The following is a 19,682-nucleotide window of genomic DNA, read 5'->3' on the forward strand; positions in this document are numbered from 1 at the left end:
GCACTTATTGATATTTGAGCCTGTTTACTGTCATAAATCGCAGGTCAAGCGGTCTTTCAGACCAGCGGTTGAGCCTTGGGGCAATGCCCGAGACATCCGGTAATATCCCGGTTTTGCAATTGCCCGCGAATCAGTCCACCCTGCGCGCCGCCGATTGGGCGCGTGGCCTTTGCGCCAGCGGCCAATCCCATTTTTACCCGCTGTTACGAGCCTGCTGTCATGACCTTAGCGCGCGATCACCGGATCGACTTTTTTCGTGGTCTGGCACTGATCTTCATCTTTTGGGATCACGTGCCCCACAACCCTTTGGGGCAAATCACCCTGCGTAACTTCGGTTTCAGCGATGCAGCCGAGGTCTTCGTGTTTCTGGCAGGTTTCGCATCCGTATTGGCGTACGGCAAAGTCCTGGCGCGCGAAGGCTTTCTGATCGCCTGCGTAAAAATCCTGCGCCGGGCGTGGGTGCTCTACGTGGTGCATATCTTCCTGCTGGCGATGCTGATGGGCATTGTGTTTTTCGCCAACAGCCATGTGGAAACACGGGATCTGGTGGAAGAAATGGGCATGCATCACTTCATCAGCAACCCGCAGCAGGCCCTGATCGATGAACTGCTGTTGCGCTTCAAGCCGAACCTGATGGACCCGTTGCCGCTGTACATCGTGCTGTTGGCGGGCTTGCCCCTGGTGCTGCCGCTGCTGGTGCGCAAGGCCTGGGTGGTGGTCTCGATGTCATTGGCGCTGTACCTGATGGTGCCGCTGGCTGGCTGGAACCTGGCGGCCATCAAGGACGGCGTGTGGTATTTCAACCCGGTCGCCTGGCAGCTGCTGTTCGTACTCGGCGGTGCCGCTGCGATTCACAGCCAGCGCCCGCGCCCGCCCCAGACCCGCCCATTGGTTCGCCAGCCGTTGTTTGTCGGTGCGGCGCTGTATGTCGTGGTCGCGGGTGTGTTGACCGTGCTGTGGCGTTGGCCGGACCTACACGATGCCGTGGTGCCGGCGAGCCTGCAAAACATCCTGTACCCCATCAGCAAGACCGACCTTTCCCCCGTGCGCCTGCTGCATTTTCTCGCACTGGCCTACGTCACGGCGAAACTGATTCCCGACAGCGGATGGACACAAAACTGGCTCGCGCAGCAAAGTTGCCGCATGGGCCGTTTCTCGCTGGAGATTTTCTGTCTGGGCGTTCTGCTGGCGCCATTGGCGGACATGGTCAATGCGCTGACCGACGATGCTTTTGCCATGCAGATTTTCACGGCGTTGGTGGGTGCCGGGTTGATGGCGTTGCTGGCGACCTGGCTTGAGTTCAACAAGCGCTTGACTGGTCCAAAGCAGGTGGTAGTCGCTTGACTGATACCTGTGGCGAGGGGGCTTGCCCCCGTTCGGCTGCGAAGCAGTCGCAAATCCGATATTTGCGGTGTGTCTGGCACAACTTTAGGGCCTGATCTAGGGACTGCTTTGCAGTCCAACGGGGGCAAGCCCCCTCGCCACAAAAGCCCCGGTTCGCAGATAAATGACTTTCAACAAAAAGCCCCGGCCAATCGACCGGGGCTTTGGCTTTTCAAGCGTTACAACTTACGAAACCGAACGCACCGCACCTTGCGAAACATTGGTCGGTTGCAGCTTGAACACGTAGAACAGCACCGTCAGCAGCACCAGGAACGCAGGCCCCACATACAGCGCCACGCGGGTGTCCGGGAAGTACGCCATCAGGCCGACCACCAGCACCAGGAACGCCAGCGCCAGGTACGAACTGACCGGGTACAGCCACATGCGATATTTCAGGCCGGCCGCTTCGCTGGCGCTCAGGCCTTTGCGGAATTTCAGCTGGGCCAGCAGGATCATCACCCAGGTCCAGATCGCGCCGAAGGTGGCAATTGCCGTCACCCAGACAAATACCTTTTCCGGCACCAGATAGTTCAGCAGTACGCCCAACAGCAACGCGCCAATCGACAGCAGCAATGCACGACGCGGCACGCCGTTGTTCGAGGTCTTGGCAAAGCCCGCCGGAGCCTGGCCGTTCTGCGCCAGGCTGTAGAGCATGCGCCCGGTGCTGAAGATGCCACCGTTGCAGGACGACAACGCCGCGGTGATCACCACGAAGTTGATGATGCCGGCGGCGGTCTTGATGCCCAGCCGCTCGAACGTCATCACGAACGGGCTGCCCTGGGTGCCGATTTCGTTCCAAGGGTAGATCGACAGGATCACGAACAGCGCACCGACGTAGAACAGCAGGATGCGCCAGAACACCGAGCCGATCGCGTTCGGAATGGTCTTCTGCGGGTTCTTCGCTTCACCGGCGGTCAGGCCGATCATCTCCACGCCCAGGTAGGCGAACATCACCATTTGCAGCGACATCAACACACCCTGTACACCGTTGGGCATGAAGCCGCCGTGGGTCCACAGGTTGGAAATACCCAGGGCCACGCCGTCGTTGCCGAAACCGAAGGCGATGATGCCGATGCCGCCGAGCACCATCGCAATGATGGTGACGATCTTGATCAAGGCAAACCAGAACTCGAACTCACCGAAGGCCTTGACCGCGATCAGGTTGATCGAGCCCATGCTGATCAACGCAGCAAGCGCCCAGATCCAGCGTGGTACATCGGGGAACCAGATACCCATGTACACCGCCACGGCAGTGATTTCCGCGACGCAGGTCACCAGCCACAGGAACCAGTAGTTCCAGCCGGTCAGGAAGCCCGCCAGCGGGCCGAGGTAGTCTTGGGCGTAACGGCTGAACGAGCCGGCGACCGGATTGTGCACGGCCATCTCACCGAGAGCGCGCATGATCACCAGGATCGCCAGACCGCCAATGATGTAAGACAGCATGATGGCCGGACCGGCCATTTCGATGGCCTTGGCCGAGCCCAGGAACAGGCCGACGCCGATACAGGCACCGAGTGCCATCAGTCGAATATGCCGCTCGCCGAGTTCACGTTTGAGCGGACCGCCCTGAGCGGTCTCGCCTTGGGGCAGGTGATTGCCTACGGGCATGGGGGACAACCTCGTCTTGTTATTGGATATGACCACCGAGTGGCGAAGCGCTGACCGATAAGCCATCGCGTCCCGAACCGGTTCTGCTTCGTGGGCAGAGTCGTCTTGTAGGAAAAACCCGCAAGATCAGTGGGAAAAACGGCGCCGAGTATTGCACAACAATGGTGCATCGTCATGCCCCTGCCAAAGTCGTACTTACCCTCGAAAAGGCTCTACTTCAGCCATTACAGACCGCCCCCACGCCTCAGCCACAGCAGCACCTGTGGCGAGGGGGCTTGCCCCCGTTCGGCTGCGAAGCAGTCGCAAAACAGGTGAACACGGTGTTTCAGACAATCACCAGTCGCAAGTTTTAGCGCTGCTTCGCAGCGCAACGGGGGCAAGCCCCCTCGTCACAAAAACAACAACAGCTTTCTCGCGCCGTCATTCCTTCACAGGTATCAGAGCTTTCACTCAACACATGCAGATCTACCCTGGACAACCGGGTACTAGCCTTGAATGTGCAATTGATATCCTCAAGGGAAGCAATGGAATGCCAACTCAACCCAACTCCCACCGCTTGCGTCTGGGCCGATATTCCGAGAGCGGTCGGGCATATCTCATCACCGCCGTTGTTCATGGTCGCCAACCGATCTTTTCGGATTGGCATTTGGGACGCTTACTTGTTTCAGAACTACGTCGAGCTCATGAAACCAACGTAGTGAACTCCATCGCATGGGTGGTCATGCCCGATCACTTTCATTGGCTGATGCAGTTGGAGGAAGGCAATCTTGGGCGTGTCATCGGTGCCATCAAGTCACGTTGCACCCGTGAAGTGAACGAAATCACTGGCCGCCGTGGCCCACTCTGGCAAACCGGCTACCACGACCGGGCCATTCGCGATGGAGAAGATCTTCTGCCGTTCGCTCGCTACATCGTTGCCAATCCACTCAGGGCGGGACTTGTGGATAAAATTGGCGACTACCCTCTCTGGGATGCGTGCTGGCTGTAAACGGACGCCCCTGCACCAAACACTTTGTGGCGAGGGGGCTTGCCCCCGTTGGACTGCGAAGCAGGCCCCTCAATCAGGCAACCACTGTTGTATCAGACACACCGCAAATACCGGATTTACGACTGCTTTGCAGCCGAACGGGGGCAAGCCCCCTCGCCACAAGTGCTTCAATCAGCCTGATTATCGGTGCGTCCGTGCATCATTTTGCCCTTCACATTTTCTTCACCCTCGCCAACCACCGTCTAAGCTTGAGTCAAGTCCGATCAATCTGCGTGAATGGATCAGTCGACTATGGGCGCTTTGTGGCAAACCGATTCGAGTAAAACCGTGGTTCCGAATGAAAGTGAGGATGAAGCGCCGTTACCTGAAAAACCCCGTCGTTCCAGACACGGATGGGGGGCGTTCTGGCTATTGCTGTTGATTATCGCGATTGTCGTGGGGCTGGCCGCCATGAGGGAGATGCGCACCTCGAAGTTCCAGGCCCGGGAAGTCAGCAAATACGCCGCGTCACTGAGCTATGAGCTCAAACCCGGCCCCAGCGATGCGATTCGCTATCCGGGGGAAGGTCCATTCGATCGGCGCCTGGGCTACAGCTCATTGGGTGAGTTCCTGCCGCGCCTGATCAAGCGCAATTTCATCGTTGAGGCGCAAACCCGCTTTTCTCCGGCGTTGCTGAAGTACAGCGACAAGGGCCTGTTCGTGCCTTATGCCGAGAAAATCCAGGCCGGGCTGTCGATCACCGACTGCCGCGCAGCGCCGCTGTACCAGTACCACTATCCGCAGCAGCTTTATTCAACCTTTGACTCGATCCCGCCGGTGGTGGTCAACAGCCTGCTGTTCATCGAAAACCGCTTCCTGCTCGACCCCAGGCAACCGCTGGCCAACCCGGCGGTGGACTGGCCGCGGTTCGGCATGGCGGCCTGGTCCCAGTTGGCGAAGATGTTGCACGTGCCCGGCCAATCCGCCGGTGGCAGTACCCTGGCCACGCAGTTGGAGAAGTATCGGCATTCCCCCGATGGCTTGACGGTCAATGGCGCGGAAAAGATTCGCCAGATGGTTTCCGCCACCGTACGCGCCTATCAGGCCGGGCCACAAACCCTCGAAATCCGGCAGAACGTGGTTCGTGACTACCTCAACAGCGTGCCGTTGTCAGCTGTACCGGGCCACGGTGAAGTGCACGGCATGGCTGAAGGGTTGCGCGTGTGGTACGGCTCCGACTTCAAACAGGCCAACGAAGCGTTGTCCAGCACCGCTACGGATCCAAAAACCATGGCGGAAAAAGGCCTGGCCCTGCGTGAAATGCTGTCGTTGATGATTGCCCAGCGCCGCCCGTCGCACTACCTGACCAAGGGTCACGATGAACTGGCCGACCTCACCGACAGCCATATACGCCTGCTGGCGCAAAACCATGTGATCGACGCCGAGTTCGCCGCCGCCGCCCTGGCCAGCAAAGTGATCTACCGCGACTGGGCCACCCAGCCGACCATTCAACCGATTGAAACCAACAAGGGCATCAGTGTCGCGCGCAGCCGTCTGGCCGGCATGCTCAATCGTCCGCTGTATGACCTCGACCGCCTTGACCTCTCCGCCACCAGCACCCTGCAAGGCCAGTTGCAAAGCGAGGCCACCGAGTACCTGAAAAAACTGGCCGACCCTGAGTTTGCCACGCAAATCGGCCTGATCGGCGAACGCCTCCTGACCACCACCAGCACCACCCAGGTACGCTACAGCTTCACTTTGTTCGAACTGACCCCGGACGGCTCGCGGGTGCGGGTGCAGACCGACAGCACCGACCAGCCATTCGACATCAACGAAGGCAGCAAACTGGAACTGGGCTCCACCGCGAAAATGCGTGTGCTGACCACCTACCTGCAAATCATCGCCGAGTTGCACGACAAATACGCCGGCATGGCCGTTCCGGAGCTGAAGAAAGTCGACGTGCCGGACCAGGATCGCCTGAGCCGCTGGGCGGTCGACTACCTGATCGAGAACAAGGACCGCGATCTGCAAAAAATGCTTGGCGCCGCCCTGGACCGCAAATACTCCGCCGGCCCCGGCGAGGCGTTTTTCACCGGGGGTGGCCTGCACACGTTCCACAACTTCCGCAAGGAAGACAACGGCCGGATACCGCCCCTGCGCGACGCCCTGCGCGAATCGATCAACCTGCCGTTCATTCGCCTGATGCGTGACCTGGTGCGCTACACCACCTACTCCGGCCCGAACAGCAGTGCCGAACTGCTCAAGGATGACCGCAACCCGCGGCGTCAGGAGTACCTGGCCGAATTCGCCGACCGCGAGGGCACTTCGTTCCTGCTCAAGTTCTGGAAGAAATACAAGAACAAGGACACCCAGGACCGCCTCGACACCTTCCTCGACAGCATGCGCCCGACCCCGATCCGCATGGCCGCCGTGCACCGCTACCTGCTGCCGCAGGCCAGCCAGGAAAGCTTCAACGCCTTTGTGCGCTCGCACCTCAAGGGCGCCAAGCTCACGGAAAAGCTCACCGACGAACGTCTTGTGCGGCTCTACGAGGCCTACGGTCCAGGCTCCTACGACTTGCCGGACCAGGGTTTCATCGCCAAGGTCCACCCCCTGGACCTGTGGCTGATGGGCTACCTGCTCAATCACCCCGACGCCAAGTGGGGCGACATCGTCAAAGCCAGCCAGTTCGAGCGCCAGGAGGTCTATAGCTGGCTGTTCAAAAGCCGGCACAAGGGCGCCCGCGACAGTCGCATCCGCACCATGCTGGAGATCGAAGCGTTCCTCGACATCCACCAGCGCTGGCAGAAAGTCGGCTATCCGTTCGACCACCTGGTACCGTCGCTGGCCACCGCTATCGGCAGCTCCGGCGACCGTCCCGCAGCCCTGGCCGAATTGATCGGCACCATCCTCAACGATGGCGTGCGCATGCCGACCCTGCGCATTGACAGCCTGCATTTTGCCGCGAACACCCCCTTTGAAACCCAACTGATCAATGACCCGGACGTCGGCAAACGGGTGATGCCGTCCGAAGTAGCCACCGCCATGCGCGAGGCCCTGTCGCAAGTCGTCGATGCCGGTACCGCCAAACGCGTGGCCGGCAGTTTCAAGCTGCCCGACGGCAGCCCGCTGGCGATGGGAGGCAAGACCGGTACCGGTGACAACCGCATCGAGGCCATCGGGTCCGGTGGGCGAATCTTGAGTTCCAAATCGCTCAACCGCACGGCGACCTTCGTGTTTTACATAGGCGATCACCATTTCGGCACCCTGACGGCGTTCGTGCCAGGCCGCTCGGCGGAAAGCTTTACCTTCACCTCGGCGTTACCCGTGCAGGTGCTCAAGGGCATGGCGCCGATCCTGACGCCGTACCTGCAACCGGGCACCCATACGATGTGCCAGCCAACCGAGGTGACGGCGGGCCGCTGAGCGAGCTCAACGAATTGGAACGATGGCGGTAGATATGTATTTTTCACTCTTGAATTTTGCGAGGCGGGAGGTGGCAACAACTCCGATTCAAACCAATTTTTGCGCTTTTATTGGGCAACATGCTTACCTAGTCTGGTCGTCCCCGGTACTGATCAAAGGACGATCAAACAATGCCCATTACCCCCTCGGCGATTCAAGGATCAGACCCGATCGCCATCGCCCCATTCGATAAAAGCGTCCACTACCAACAGGTCAGGAAGGCGATTCCTTCCTGGTTGCTGAACACCTCTCCATCCCGTGTCGATGCGCTGAAATCCAGCAGGCTGACGCTGCCCGACTGGCACAGGACCGCGTCGACAACCGCTCACCGCAAGTTGAAACAAGCCGTCCAGCTCAGCTGGACCTCGCAGAACACCTTGGATCAGGCTCTACGCGATCTTCTGGATATTTCCGCCTTTGCCAAACCCCTGCTGCAACAAGCGCTGAGGGACCGCTTCGGCGTCGAAGACGATGTCGAGGAAACCTGGCTGCGCCTGTATGCCCCGGCGAAGACGGCCTGGTGGGTGCATGACTTTTCCGCAGGAACCACCAGCCGTACCATCTCGCTGCTGGATGCCGCCCTGCACAACTTTTCCCGGGACGAAGCGTTCACCCAGGACTCCGAGTTCATCACCCGCCCCGACGCACGCGGGCATTTCAACGTCAAACACCTCAAGCACAAACTGAGCATCGAGCAGTTCAAGTCCGTGTGTCGCGAACTGGACATCGGCACCCGCTATCAACAGCACCTGCAAGACACTTTAAAGCCGAGCGACAAAGCGGCGAGCAATGTCCTGCGCCACAAAGTCATTCTCAGCCAGAAAAGCGCACTGAATGTCGCCGCGCAAATGGCCCTGATGAAGCACGACATCGACCAGGAAGCCTTCGACGTAGTGCAAGGCATGCTCGAGGATCGTTCGCGGCTGAAGTGGAACGGCAAACCTGTCGACTATCACAACCTGGCAATGATGGACACGCGCCTGAACGGCATCATCCTGATCACCACCGATACCACCAGCGCCACCGCCCCGACCCCGGTGATTGCCTATGTTCCCCATGATCCGCTGCACCCGCTCAAGCAATACACCTCCTCACTGGAATTCATGGCTGAACTGACGCGCCAGTTGCGCGATGGCGCATCCGCCAACAGCTATCAACAGTTCTTCAGCCAGTTCGTGCCCCATGAGCAACGCGGGCATTTTTTCGCCGGGTTGAACGCGCGTCTGAGCACGGTGAAATGGCAACCGGCGCCAGCAGGTTCCAACTTGCCGAGCTGGCGTGAAACGCCTGTGGATAAACCCGATCTGCAATTCAGTGTGTCGAGCATCAAGACCGACCGAGAGACGATCTTCAATAACGATCTGTGGGGCTACCGCTACCGGCAGACCCTCAACAAGGTTTTCAACGACGCCCGGGAAATCGCCATCTCCACCGAATACGCCGACCGCATGGCCCGCTGGGCCTGGTGGGACAACCTGGAAAAAATACTCTCGGACATCCTCAACATTGCCTTGCAGGTGGCGACACAGTTGGTGCCTGGACTGGGCCAACTGATGCTGGCGTACACGGCCTATCAAATGACCGAAGGCGTGGTCGAGGGCCTTGTCGACCTGGCCGAGGGACGCCTGGCCGAGGCCGCTGAGCAGATCCTCGGCGTGCTGGAAAGCGTCGTCCAGTTGGGCGCGTTCGCGGCGGGAGGCGCCGTCGGCAATGTTGCACAGACGAAGCTTTCGCCGTTTTTCGAAGGCTTGAAACCGGTACAATTGGCCAACGGTGAAGCGCGTTTGTGGAACCCTGACCTCAGCCCCTATGAACGCGCCGATGTGGCGTTGCCCGCGGACGCCCAGCCTGATGACCAAGGCATTCACCAGTATCAGGGCCGGCGCATAGTGCGCCTGAACGATCAACACTTCGAAGTGCTGCAAGACCCGGTCACAGGGCAACAACGCATCCGCCATCCGCAGCGTTTCGACGCTTACGCACCGACCCTGCGCCACAATGGCCGTGGGGCATGGGTCTGCGAAACGGAAAACCCGCGGGAGTGGGAAGGTTCGACCCTGATGCGCCGACTCGGCCACAGCACCGATGGTTTCAACGATGAACAACTGGAGCAGATTCGCCAGATCAGCGGCACCGATGAGGCCGAGCTGCGCAGGGTGCATGTTGAAAGCGCCCCGCCGCCACCGCTGCTGACCGACACCCTGCAACGCCTGGCTTCACCGGCCATTGCACCCGCTGTGTTGTCCCCTGAGATTGCGCCGCTGTTCAGCGAATTCCCGGAGCTGCCCGCGACCGTTGCGGAACACATCGTCGAAGGGGCCAGTGCCACGGAAGACCAGCACATCACCCAGAAAAAACGCCTGCCCCTGCGCCTGAAAACCCAGGCCCGTGAGCTGCAATTCGAGACCCGGGCGGTGCGGGCGGCCCAGGGTTTGTACCCGAGCGCGTCAATCACGCCCGAGACCGAGCGCCTGGTGCTGGGCACTTTGCGCTTTAACACCGATACCTTCGGCGACCTGCGCCTCGAAATTCGTCAGGGCACATTCGATGGCGAGTTGCGTTACAGCGTCGGCCCCGATGACGCCACGCGGGTGCGGGTGTTGATTCGCGATGATGCCGGGCAATATCAGGTGCGTGATGGCGAGGATCAGCCGATCCACGAAGCCGATGACTTTTTCGAAGCTGTCCTGCAGGCCACGCAGGAGAATGGAAAAAACAGCCTGGGCTACAAACCGGGGGATGCTGAACTGCTCAGGGAATGGGTCATGGTCAAATCGGCATCACCGAGCGAACGCCGCACCGTACTCGCCGACCCGCCCGTTCGCCCGGTGGCCGAGCATGAAACGATGCTGCTGGTGCGTGGAGGCGGACTCAGCAAGGAAGGCAAAACACTGCACGAACGCATTCGGGATCTGCATCCGCATTTCAGCGAGGCTGAAGTCGACAACTTCGCCACTGCCCTGACCGCAGAGGGCGAGCCGCTGAAGCTACTGGAGGAACAGGAAAACGATCTCAACCAGTTGCGCAATCTCATCGATTTGTGGGAGGCGCAGTCCGCCGGGCTGGATGCCGATAATCCGATTCCTTTGCGCAGTGTTAAACGACACATTGCCGAGCGTTTACTCGCCTGTTTCGAACGAAAAAATACCGAGCTCGGCAGCCGCACCGAACTTCATGGCTATGCGCTGGATTTATCAAGGGAACTGCTTCCGATAGATCTGGAGTCCGAATGGCCGAAACGACCGCAACTGAAAAGGTTTCTGGACAAGGTCACCATCCTGAAACTCGATAACACACTGTTTTCCGCCAAGGCGAATGGCTTACTGAAAGATTTCCCCCACCTGCGCGAACTCAGCGCCAATCGCTGCTACCTGACGCAACTGCCGGAAAACATCGGCGCCATGCATCGGCTCGAACGCCTGCGTTTGAGTAACAATCAAATCGCGCTGGACGCCGCCGCCGTCGAGCAACTCAAACCCCTGACCTTTCTGGAAATTCTGCGTCTGGACAAAAATCCTCTGGGCAGGCCTGCCGACATCTCGCGAATGCCTCGGCTGAAGGTCGTCGGGCTGCGCAACACGGGCATTACTACCTGGCCCGAAGGTACGCTGAGCAAACCCAGGCCCCGCGGTTTTCTGCTGGATCTGCGGGACAATCCGATCAGCCTGATCCCCGAGGTGGTACCCGGCTCACCGCAGGCCTGGGTTGTGGCGCGCACCCGGCTGGACGTCGGCAACCTGTCGGATATCAACCAGGTTCACTATCAGGAGATTCGCCGCTCGGTGGCGCTGCCTCCGGAGCCCATCGTGCCCTACAACAGCCAGGCGGACTGGGTGGTCAATTCCAACTACAGCGCGGACCACTGGAACGACGTACCCGGCTGGGGTGTCGACCGGGCCAATCTCTGGTCAGAGCTGGTCGATGAACCCCAGGCCGAGCGCTTCCTGACCGTGTTGCTCGATACCCGCCTGAGCCGCGACTTCCAGGCCGGCGGCCCGGCCCGGGATCAACTGGTGCGACGTGTCTGGCGCATGCTCGATGCCGTCTACGTCGACACGCCTCTGCGGGAGAGGCTGTTCACCATGGCCGTCGCGCCGGTGGATTGCGCCGACGCCGGTGCGCAGTTGTTCAATCACATGGGCATTGATGTGCTCGCCTATGAGGCCCACGCGTATTCCACTGACCCGGTGCAGCTGGAGCAGAAGCTGGTGACCCTGGCCAAAGGCGCCGCACGGCTGGAACAGGTTAACGACATTGCCCGTGCCGATGTCGCCAGTCGTGGCGGCAACCCGGACGAAGTCGAGGTCTACCTGGCCTATCAGACCGGTTTGGCACAACGCCTCGACTTGCCCTGGCAATCGAAGGGCATGCTGTTCCGGGCGGTGTCCGGCGTCACGGATGCAATGATCGATCAAGCCTATGACACGGTGCTGGCCCTGGGTGAAGGCGATGGTCTGGTCGACCGAATGCTCGAACAGGATTTTTGGCAAAACCATTTGAATGAACGCCATGCGACCGAAATGCAAGCCAACAAACGTCGCTATCAGGGCCTGTCGGATCAACTGGACACCTTGCGCGATACACAGCGCGAATGGGTCGAGTCGAAGTCGGAGGATCAGCGCGCCGCATTGCGCAGCCGACTCAGGGAACTGATGAACGACCTGCCGGCGCCGGACACGGTGGTCTTTGCCGATGAGCCGTTCAGCGATGCAATTTTTGATCGCCTGCTGGTCGACCTGGGTGACGACGAGAAAGAACTGTCCAGGCACTTGACCCGTCAAGCCATGAAGCGCGCCGGCCAGTAAAAAGCCTAAACATGAGTGTCAGGCGGCATTGATGCTGGATGTGCCTGCCTCATCGTCGGATCGCCGCCCGGACCAAGCTCGCTCCCACAGGGGATCGGTGGTCGCCACAAGATCTGTGTACGACACCCATCCATTGTGGGGGCTGGCCTGCCAGCGATGGCGGCAGTCCCGGGCATCAGACTTCGGAATCCCAGATCACGGTGACGCCGCCGAAATACTGTTTTGGCGCCCCAGGCAAAAAAAAGTGATCGGGCTTCTCAAGTTCGAAGTGCAACGTGCCCGGCTTACGATCCACATAGTGGCCGGGCTGAAAAGTCACGGCCCCGCTTTCAGTCACCAGTTCCTGACGCTGGACCGGTCTTCCGGCGCTATCGGTCAAGCCACCAGGCAAGCTCACACTGACTTTCAATGGAGCGCTGAGCATCGAATCCCGATCAGCCATAAAGCAGACCCGTCCATCGCTGATTGAGCACTGCAAAAACATTTTAAAACGAGAACTGGCCGAGATATTGAAGGTCTGGTCGCGGAACAACCGCACCGGTTTACGCCCCGCCTGCAACCAGCCCTGCCAGCCACCGGCTGGTACCAACTGGACTTTCTCGCCACCGGGCGGGATGTCGACCTTGAGGGTGTGCTGAACGTCGAGGTTGAAGTTCATGGTCAACACCGAACTGCTCGGCAGCATGACATCGCCGAAATCGAAGTCGCCGTTGGGACCGACCGTATAGGTCAGCGAACCAGTGTAGTTGCCTGCCAGCATGCCCAACGGATTGGGCGTGACCAGTTCATAGGAAAAATCCAGATGCTCGTAGCGCAACCATGGAACATCGAACCTGGCCTGTTTATTACACGCGGCATGGACCGGTGTTTTCCAGAAAAAACCATAGGAGGTGGGGTAGTAGTAACCCACGCCACTGTCAAGGCACGGCGACGGAGCGTTCACCCAACTCGTCCCCCACAACCGGTAGTGAGCATTCCGGGAGTCAGCGTTGGTGTCCCCTGTCAACGTCCGAACATCCTCGGTGACATACTTGGAGCCCACCCCGGTAATCCGCATTCTTACCTGCTCCACCGCTCCGGATTCATGACGTACTGACAGCTCACGCCATTGTGCTGGCACCGTGATTGTTGCGCCCTGGCGCGGTGATGCATGGTTGGCCGGGATCGCTTGGGTGGACTCGAATCGAATCGGGACTTGCAGGCTGAACGTCTTGTGTTCTTCACATTGCCCCGGATACAGCTGACAGTAGCCACTGGGCGGCGTGGTGTTCTTGAATTGATTGATGTGCGGATAGGCCGAGTCGGGCTTGAACAAGGCAGTGATTGAAACGTCTTGCGCCAACGCCTGGGGCATCAGCCACCACACAATTAAAAGACTCCATAACCATAAAAGCCTCGTTGAAAACAAAACACCTGTAACACTCATCTGTACCCATCTCCGAAAAGCCGCCCTGTTCCCTGGGAGGCGATATCCACTCGACATTCAAACGCTGCAACACCCGTTAGCACCGAGAATCACTGTGGGAGCGAGCTTGCTCGCGATGAGGCCGGCACCTTCAGCATCCATGGCGCCTGACACTCCGCCATCGCGAGCAGGCTCGCTCCCACATTTTTGATCCCTGCCAAAAACAGATCAGGGTGCCGCGGCACTGAAAATCAACTGAACCGTGCCGTAATAAGTGCCCGGTTTATAACCACCGGCCGGCTCTTTCGGCTGGATTTCCAAAGCAAAGCGCCCGCCTGCCATGGCCTGCGCCGCCGACACCACTTCGCGCGGGGTCGCATCGTGGCTCAGCTCCTGGCCATTGAAGGTGACCCGCAAGTAGATGTTCTGGTCCTCCCGCCCGTTGAACAGATAGGGCTCGGCGTCCAGCCGCGCTTCGATCGCACTGGTGTCGTGCTTGACGTCGAAATTCTTGCGCAACCCTTCGAGCTTCGACGTGTTGCGATTCCACGGCAGGGTCTGTTCCAGATGAATCCAGTTCGTCTCGGCCGGTAGCACGTAAAAGCCCAGGGTCGGAATATCCGCCCACACTTCGAACGTGCGCTCTTCCCGTGCCGCGAAAGCCTGGGCACACGCCATCACGCCCACACAGAGGGCGAAGGCCGATTGCTTGATCATGTCAGTTACCTGTTGCGTAAAAGAAAGCGGCGAGTCGACCCGCCTTTGGCGGTGTTACTGGCTGGCAACGCGCAACGCTTTTTTGTCGGCGCCTTCGATCAGGTTGAAGCGGTATTCCCGACCGGGTTTCTTCTCGAACTCGAACGACTTGCCCGCCAGCACGTGATGCTTGGTGGTCGGCTCGCACTCGGTTTCATTCTTCAGCGAGCAATTGCGAAACTCATCGATCACCACCACGGTGTTGCCGTTGTTGCGCAGTCGGTAAACACCGGCGCTGTCATCGATCACACTGTCGAAACGGCTGTTCCTGGGACGGACAAAAAACACTGTGCCAAACCCGGTCATCACGTTGACCCCCGCCGACAGGTTCTCCTTGTAGGTTTCGCGCTCTTCACTGGACACCGCAAAGTCGTCTTCCTTTTCCGGTACCACCGGCACGAAGCGCACGCGGAAATAACGTTCGGTGTCACGGGCGCCCAAGTGCAGCAAACGCGTGCCCTGCATGCCATTGGCCGGCACGATCAGCCGTGCGGGGCTGGCCATCAAGCCATCCCGACCGCTGCCATCCGCTTGCGTTGCGACCGGTATCTCGCGGTGTGTGCCATCGGCGTCGTAGATGATTTCCAGGATGTTGACCTTGACGAACGCGGTGCTGTCGCCGCTGTTGAACACGCGTTTGAGGTAGGTGCTCTTGTCGCCGTCCAGATAGTCATACACCGTTCCGACGTTGATCTGCGGACCGGCCTGAACCGCCAGAGAAAAACCGCTCAAACCCAACAGCAACCACAGACGTTTCATACCCTTGAACCTCATGACATTGAACACAACACAGGCGCGGTCCATCGATTGGCGGCCCATCAGATTTCCGAATCCCAGATCACGGTGACTTTGCCCTTGTAGAAAGGGCCCGCACCGGGCGACAGCATGAATTCCATCTGTCTCTGCGGTACCTCGAAGTGCAGGACACCCGGCGCCCTGTCGACGTAGAAGCCCGGCTGGAAATACAACGCATTGGCGGCACCCGATCGCATTCGCATCCGCTTGACGGGCTGCCCGCTCATGTCGATCAGGCCATTGGGCAGGGTGACAAAGACCTGCAGCTCTACCCCACGCTTGGAGACACGGTCATCGAGCATGCAGTCGTAGGCAGTGCTCCACTCACACTCCATGTACATCTTGAAACGCGAGGAGGCCGAGATATTGAAGGTCTGGTCGCGGAACAGCCGCACAGGCTTGCGCCCCGCCTGCAGCCAGCTCTGCCAGCCACCGGCCGGCGTCAACTGGACTTTCTCGCCACCAGGCGGGATGTCGACCTTGAGGGTGTGCTGAACGTCGAGGTTGAAGTTCAGGGTCAACACCGAGTCGTTCGGAATCATCAGGTCGCCGAAATCGAAATCGCCCATGGGGCCGACGCTGTAACTCAGCGAGCCGGTGTAGTGCCCTGCTGACATCTTCAACGGATCAGGGGTCTCCAGCTCGTAGGCGAAATCCAGGTAATCGAAACGCAACCACGGGACGTTGTACTTCGCCTGTTTTGCACAAGCGCCCGCCCAGGGAGTTTTCCAGAAAAACTCATAGAAATTGGTGTTGTAAAAACCACTGCCTGTGTACTCACACGGCGGTGGCGCGTACACCCAACTCGAGCCCCACAAGCGATTGTGGGCAATCTGATAGTTTTCGGCGCCCCCCACGAGCTCCTTCACGTCATCGGTCACGACACGAGTGCCAATGCCGGCGATGCGTATCCGCACCCTTTGAGGGTCGCCGGTGGCTTCGTGTATTACCGTAAGGTCACGCCATTGCGCCGGTGCCCTCAACATCGCCCCTTGTCGTTGGGAGGCATGATTGGCCATGATCGGCGCCCGTGAATTGAGTTGAATCGGCACCTGCAAACTGAATAAATCGTCGCCTTCGCACTGCTGCGCATGACTTTGGCAGTAGCCGCTGGGCGGCGTGGTATTCATGAACTTGTTGAGGTGCGGATGCGATGAGTCCGGCTTGAACAACGCCGTGATCGTTGCCTCATGGGCCTCGACCTGGCTGGCGACTGCACACGCAAGCAAGGCCCCCAGCCACCAATGGTCGTTGCGTGAAATGAAAGAACGCGAGACGTTCATGTAGACCTGACCTCCGATAACCAGATTCAACTACGGGCCGCTCAGCCAGCCGTTTCGGCGTTGTGGGTGGCGTCCGCCAGGGTGTCCGGCGAACAGCGCAAATCACCGATCATCAGCACGTTGTTTTCACTGCGGTGTTTGTCGGTATCGAGGCGGAACTGGCACAACAACTGGTCGGCATAACGCACTTCCAGGGTCGGCGAGCCGGCGTTCATTTCCATCGAGAAGAAGCCATCCACCTCGCTGACCCCACGGCTGGCGTGGTTGATCACGTGGTGGCCCTTGAGCGGCCGCCCCTGCGGATCGAGCAGACGTCCGAGCACGGTCAGGGTTTTCATCACCCGCACCTTGCGGTACTCCACGCCCCCCTTGTTCAGGTGGTAGCGGGTACGCGAAGGTTCGATGCTGGCCGCCGGCACGTGATTGCCTTCGAAGTCGAAGCTCACCGAACTGTTTTTGTAGGCCGTGAGCGGAATGAAATTGCGCCCCGGCCGCAGGGCTGCGCTGCCACCACTGAGGTCGTCTGCGCGCAAGGCGATATCGTCGATGTCGGACTCGACGTCGACAATCATCCCGGCGCCGCGCCCTTGATGCTGGCTGGTCAACGCCATGCGCTGCGCGCCGACCACCAGCGTGCTGTCGAGGTTCACGCCACCGGTGAAGTTGTCGTTGAACGAAGAGCGTTGAATGAAACCGTCGCCATTGATGGCGTCGGTGCGAAAGTTCGCCAGGCTCGACAAACCGACGCCATAAGTGTCGGTCAGCGCCGTCACCGAGACGCTCTGCAACACGTGGTCTTGCAGGTCCTTGCGGTAACCGAGCGAGGCGTTGTTGTCGCGACCGCCCTCACGGGCGGTGCGGCTGCCGATGCTGCCGGAAATCTGCTGGCCCGGACCGCCGAGCGCCATGTTGATGCTCAGGTCGACCCCGCGATTGCGCGCATCGCCGCTGCTGTAGCTGCCCGGACGGTCGAACAACGACAGGCGCCAATTGGCATCGCTGCCAAACAGCTGGGTCCGTTGGGTCCAGCCGAGGTCGACGCCGACGCCCTCGACATTGCCCTCACTGTGGGACACCCGCGCGTTGAGCGAACTCTTGCGACTGATGCGGTGGTTCAACGCCAGCGACGAGTTGCTGGTCTGGCCGGTGAACACGTTGCGTTGTCGTACGCGGGTGCCGTCGGGCAGGGTGTCATAAGTGTTGGTGGTGTCGAGCCAGCTACGGTTGTGGCTGATCACCAGACTGCCAGAGCCGTAGTTGTACAGGCCTTGCAGATCGGCGCCGGTGCCGTGGTCTTCGGTCTGGTAAAGATTGGCGTAGACGCTGGTGCTGTTGCCCAGGGTCCAGTCGATGGAGCTGCCGTACTGGAGTTTTTCGCGCACCTGGCGTGCCGACAGTCCGAGAATCACCCGCGGGTGCAGCAGATAGTTGATCGAGGCGCCCGCCGTGGCATCGCCACTGCTCTGTTGATCCCAGTTGCTCAGCAGTTTGCTTTCCTGCCCGGCAAACAGGTTGTAGCGCCAGCGCTCATCGTGGTTGCGCCAGTTGCTCGGCTTGTAGATCAGCTCCTGGGTGGTCGAGGTGATTTGACCGTCTTCGATCAACCGCACTTCCACCTCGTAAATACCGCCCGGCAATGGACGGGTGTCGAGGGTCTGCAACCCGGCTGGCACTGACTGCGTGTTGATCAGCAGGCCATCGCGATAGATTTCCACGGAACCCTGACGGTTGGCCGTGACGTAAACCGGGTACACGCTGGGTTTCGGGCTGTCGATCGCCAGACTGTCTGAGCTGCCATACATCACACCCACGGCGGTATCCGGGCTGCTGCCGAATGAGCGTGGCTGACGTGTCAGGCCTTCGGAGTTCGGGGTGAAGTACCCCAGCCGGAAAAAACTGCCCTCCAGTTCGCGCTGGGTGAAGAGCTCATGCACGGCGTGATAGGTCTTGTCGTCCGGTCCACCCAGACGCGCCAGTTGCATGTTGAAGGTCTGGCTCCAGTTGCCCAGGCTGCCGCTGGCTTCCAGACCGAAACGGCCGCCAAGGTCTTGATCCTGGCCACCGTTGAGATTGAGTTGGTTACGCACCATCAGGCCGCTGCTGCCGCCTTCCGGTTGCACGTAAAAACGCTTGGCTTCGCTGTCGCGCTCGGCATTTTCAGTGACGATCGACAGCAACGAGTTTTCCAGGCTGTAGTGAACCGCCAGCATTTGTTCCGGGCACTTCCCCGTACACGCACCCAGGGCCACGCCGGGCTTGAGGATGTCTGCCCAGGTCTGGCGCTCGCTGGCGCCGAAGCGGCTCTCACTGGTGTCGGTGAAATCGAGCAACGTCACCCGGTCATCACGAGACAACACAATCATCGCCTCGCCAAGCGGAAGCTGATCGAGTTCGACCCGAACCGCCAACGGAACGTCGAAGAAATGCTCCTCAAACTCTGCCGGCAAGCCTTTGGCCTGGGCCAGCAAACTTCGCGGCGTATTATCAACAGCAGTGGAGGCCGCAAATGCGCTGCTACATAACAGCAACGCAAGCGCTGCCGCGATGGGCGTCATCGGGAACATGAACGAGTACTCTATTTACGAAAATTTGAATCCCGGCCGACAACTTTGCGCAGTGCCGGCCGGTCACGTTACTTAAGTAAGTAAGCGCTTATAACTCTTGATCAATTTCAAGGAGTCGTTACAGGAGGAACAGCGTCAAACATCATGGTCACCGCGCCTGTGTAATCACCTGGCGCAAAAGTGGTGCCCACTGCCTTGATGTTGAGTGGTGCACGGTAGTTGACGTTGGATTCCGTTTCGCCAACCACCATCTGTGGCGTAGTGGTGAGAACTACGTTGTTGAGCGCTACTTGCAGGCCGATCTCGGTTGCACCGGAGATCAGCTTCGGCACACTTTCAAGGCTGGCGTGAACCGAACCGTTGTTGTTGCGTACGTCGAAGAAACCGTTGACCTCATCCATGGTGCCCTTGCTTGGCTGGTAGTCCATTCTCTGATCCTTGTTGACCAGATCCGGATCGACCGGTACCACGTAGAAACCGTTGGTCGGTACATGCGCGACAAGGTTAATGGAGTGACGGGCTTCACCCGCGGCAAATACGGCGGAAGAACTCAGAGCCAGAACAGCCAGAGGAGCAGCGAACGCGATTTTCTTGAACATCTTTCAGTACCTGTCTTTTAAAAGGATAAGCGCAGAAAGTTCAAGTTGAGCA

Annotated in this window: 11 protein-coding genes; 4 read left to right on the forward strand and 7 right to left on the reverse strand. The window is 59.4% G+C overall.

Translation table 11 applies throughout. From position 1 onward, the window contains the following. Positions 1 to 219: 219 nt before the first annotated feature. Complete coding sequence (locus KGB29_RS10415) at positions 220 to 1,344, forward strand: OpgC family protein (protein WP_150815098.1); 1,125 nt, start codon at positions 220 to 222, stop codon at positions 1,342 to 1,344. A gap of 225 nt (positions 1,345 to 1,569) precedes the next feature. On the opposite strand, the gene KGB29_RS10420 is transcribed toward KGB29_RS10415, so the two are convergent. Then, positions 1,570 to 2,991, reverse strand: a complete 1,422-nt coding sequence (locus KGB29_RS10420) for an amino acid permease (protein ID WP_150815099.1) — start codon at positions 2,989 to 2,991, stop codon at positions 1,570 to 1,572. A 529-nt stretch (positions 2,992 to 3,520) separates the two neighbouring features. Between KGB29_RS10420 and KGB29_RS10425 the strand changes: the two genes are divergently transcribed. The 3 genes from KGB29_RS10425 (at position 3,521) to KGB29_RS10435 (ending at position 12,228) form a co-directional block, all read left to right on the forward strand. Further along, positions 3,521 to 3,979 carry an REP-associated tyrosine transposase gene (locus KGB29_RS10425; protein ID WP_150813662.1) on the forward strand — a complete coding sequence of 153 codons (459 nt, stop codon included), beginning with the start codon at positions 3,521 to 3,523 and terminating at the stop codon, positions 3,977 to 3,979. Positions 3,980 to 4,270: 291 nt separating this feature from the next. Further along, positions 4,271 to 7,384, forward strand: a complete 3,114-nt coding sequence (locus KGB29_RS10430) for a transglycosylase domain-containing protein (protein WP_150813660.1) — start codon at positions 4,271 to 4,273, stop codon at positions 7,382 to 7,384. 170 nt (positions 7,385 to 7,554) lie between these two features. Further along, a complete protein-coding gene (locus tag KGB29_RS10435; RefSeq protein ID WP_154947061.1) occupies positions 7,555 to 12,228 on the forward strand; it encodes an NEL-type E3 ubiquitin ligase domain-containing protein in 4,674 nt (1,557 codons plus the stop codon). Positions 12,229 to 12,403: 175 nt separating this feature from the next. On the opposite strand, the gene KGB29_RS10440 is transcribed toward KGB29_RS10435, so the two are convergent. The 6 genes from KGB29_RS10440 to KGB29_RS10465 form a co-directional block, all read right to left on the reverse strand. Continuing rightward, positions 12,404 to 13,654 (reverse strand): hypothetical protein, encoded by a 1,251-nt coding sequence (locus KGB29_RS10440; RefSeq protein ID WP_154947060.1) that lies wholly within the window; start codon positions 13,652 to 13,654, stop codon positions 12,404 to 12,406. A gap of 207 nt (positions 13,655 to 13,861) precedes the next feature. Then, a complete protein-coding gene (locus KGB29_RS10445; RefSeq protein ID WP_154861722.1) occupies positions 13,862 to 14,350 on the reverse strand; it encodes a CS1 type fimbrial major subunit in 489 nt (162 codons plus the stop codon). A gap of 54 nt (positions 14,351 to 14,404) precedes the next feature. After that, positions 14,405 to 15,148, reverse strand: coding sequence for a molecular chaperone (locus KGB29_RS10450; RefSeq protein WP_154947059.1), 744 nt, complete (start codon positions 15,146 to 15,148; stop codon positions 14,405 to 14,407). Between the two features lie 59 nt (positions 15,149 to 15,207). Continuing rightward, positions 15,208 to 16,467 carry a hypothetical protein gene (locus tag KGB29_RS10455; RefSeq protein WP_191629292.1) on the reverse strand — a complete coding sequence of 420 codons (1,260 nt, stop codon included), beginning with the start codon at positions 16,465 to 16,467 and terminating at the stop codon, positions 15,208 to 15,210. Between the two features lie 41 nt (positions 16,468 to 16,508). After that, positions 16,509 to 19,031 (reverse strand): TcfC E-set like domain-containing protein, encoded by a 2,523-nt coding sequence (locus KGB29_RS10460; protein ID WP_223473806.1) that lies wholly within the window; start codon positions 19,029 to 19,031, stop codon positions 16,509 to 16,511. Positions 19,032 to 19,138: 107 nt separating this feature from the next. Then, positions 19,139 to 19,630: a CS1 type fimbrial major subunit gene (locus KGB29_RS10465; protein WP_150813653.1), complete on the reverse strand. Its 492-nt coding sequence runs from the start codon at positions 19,628 to 19,630 to the stop codon at positions 19,139 to 19,141. Positions 19,631 to 19,682 lie beyond the last annotated feature (52 nt).

Origin of the sequence: Pseudomonas sp. BF-B-30, assembly GCF_019956305.1 — a bacterium.
Lineage (GTDB): Bacteria > Pseudomonadota > Gammaproteobacteria > Pseudomonadales > Pseudomonadaceae > Aquipseudomonas > Aquipseudomonas jessenii.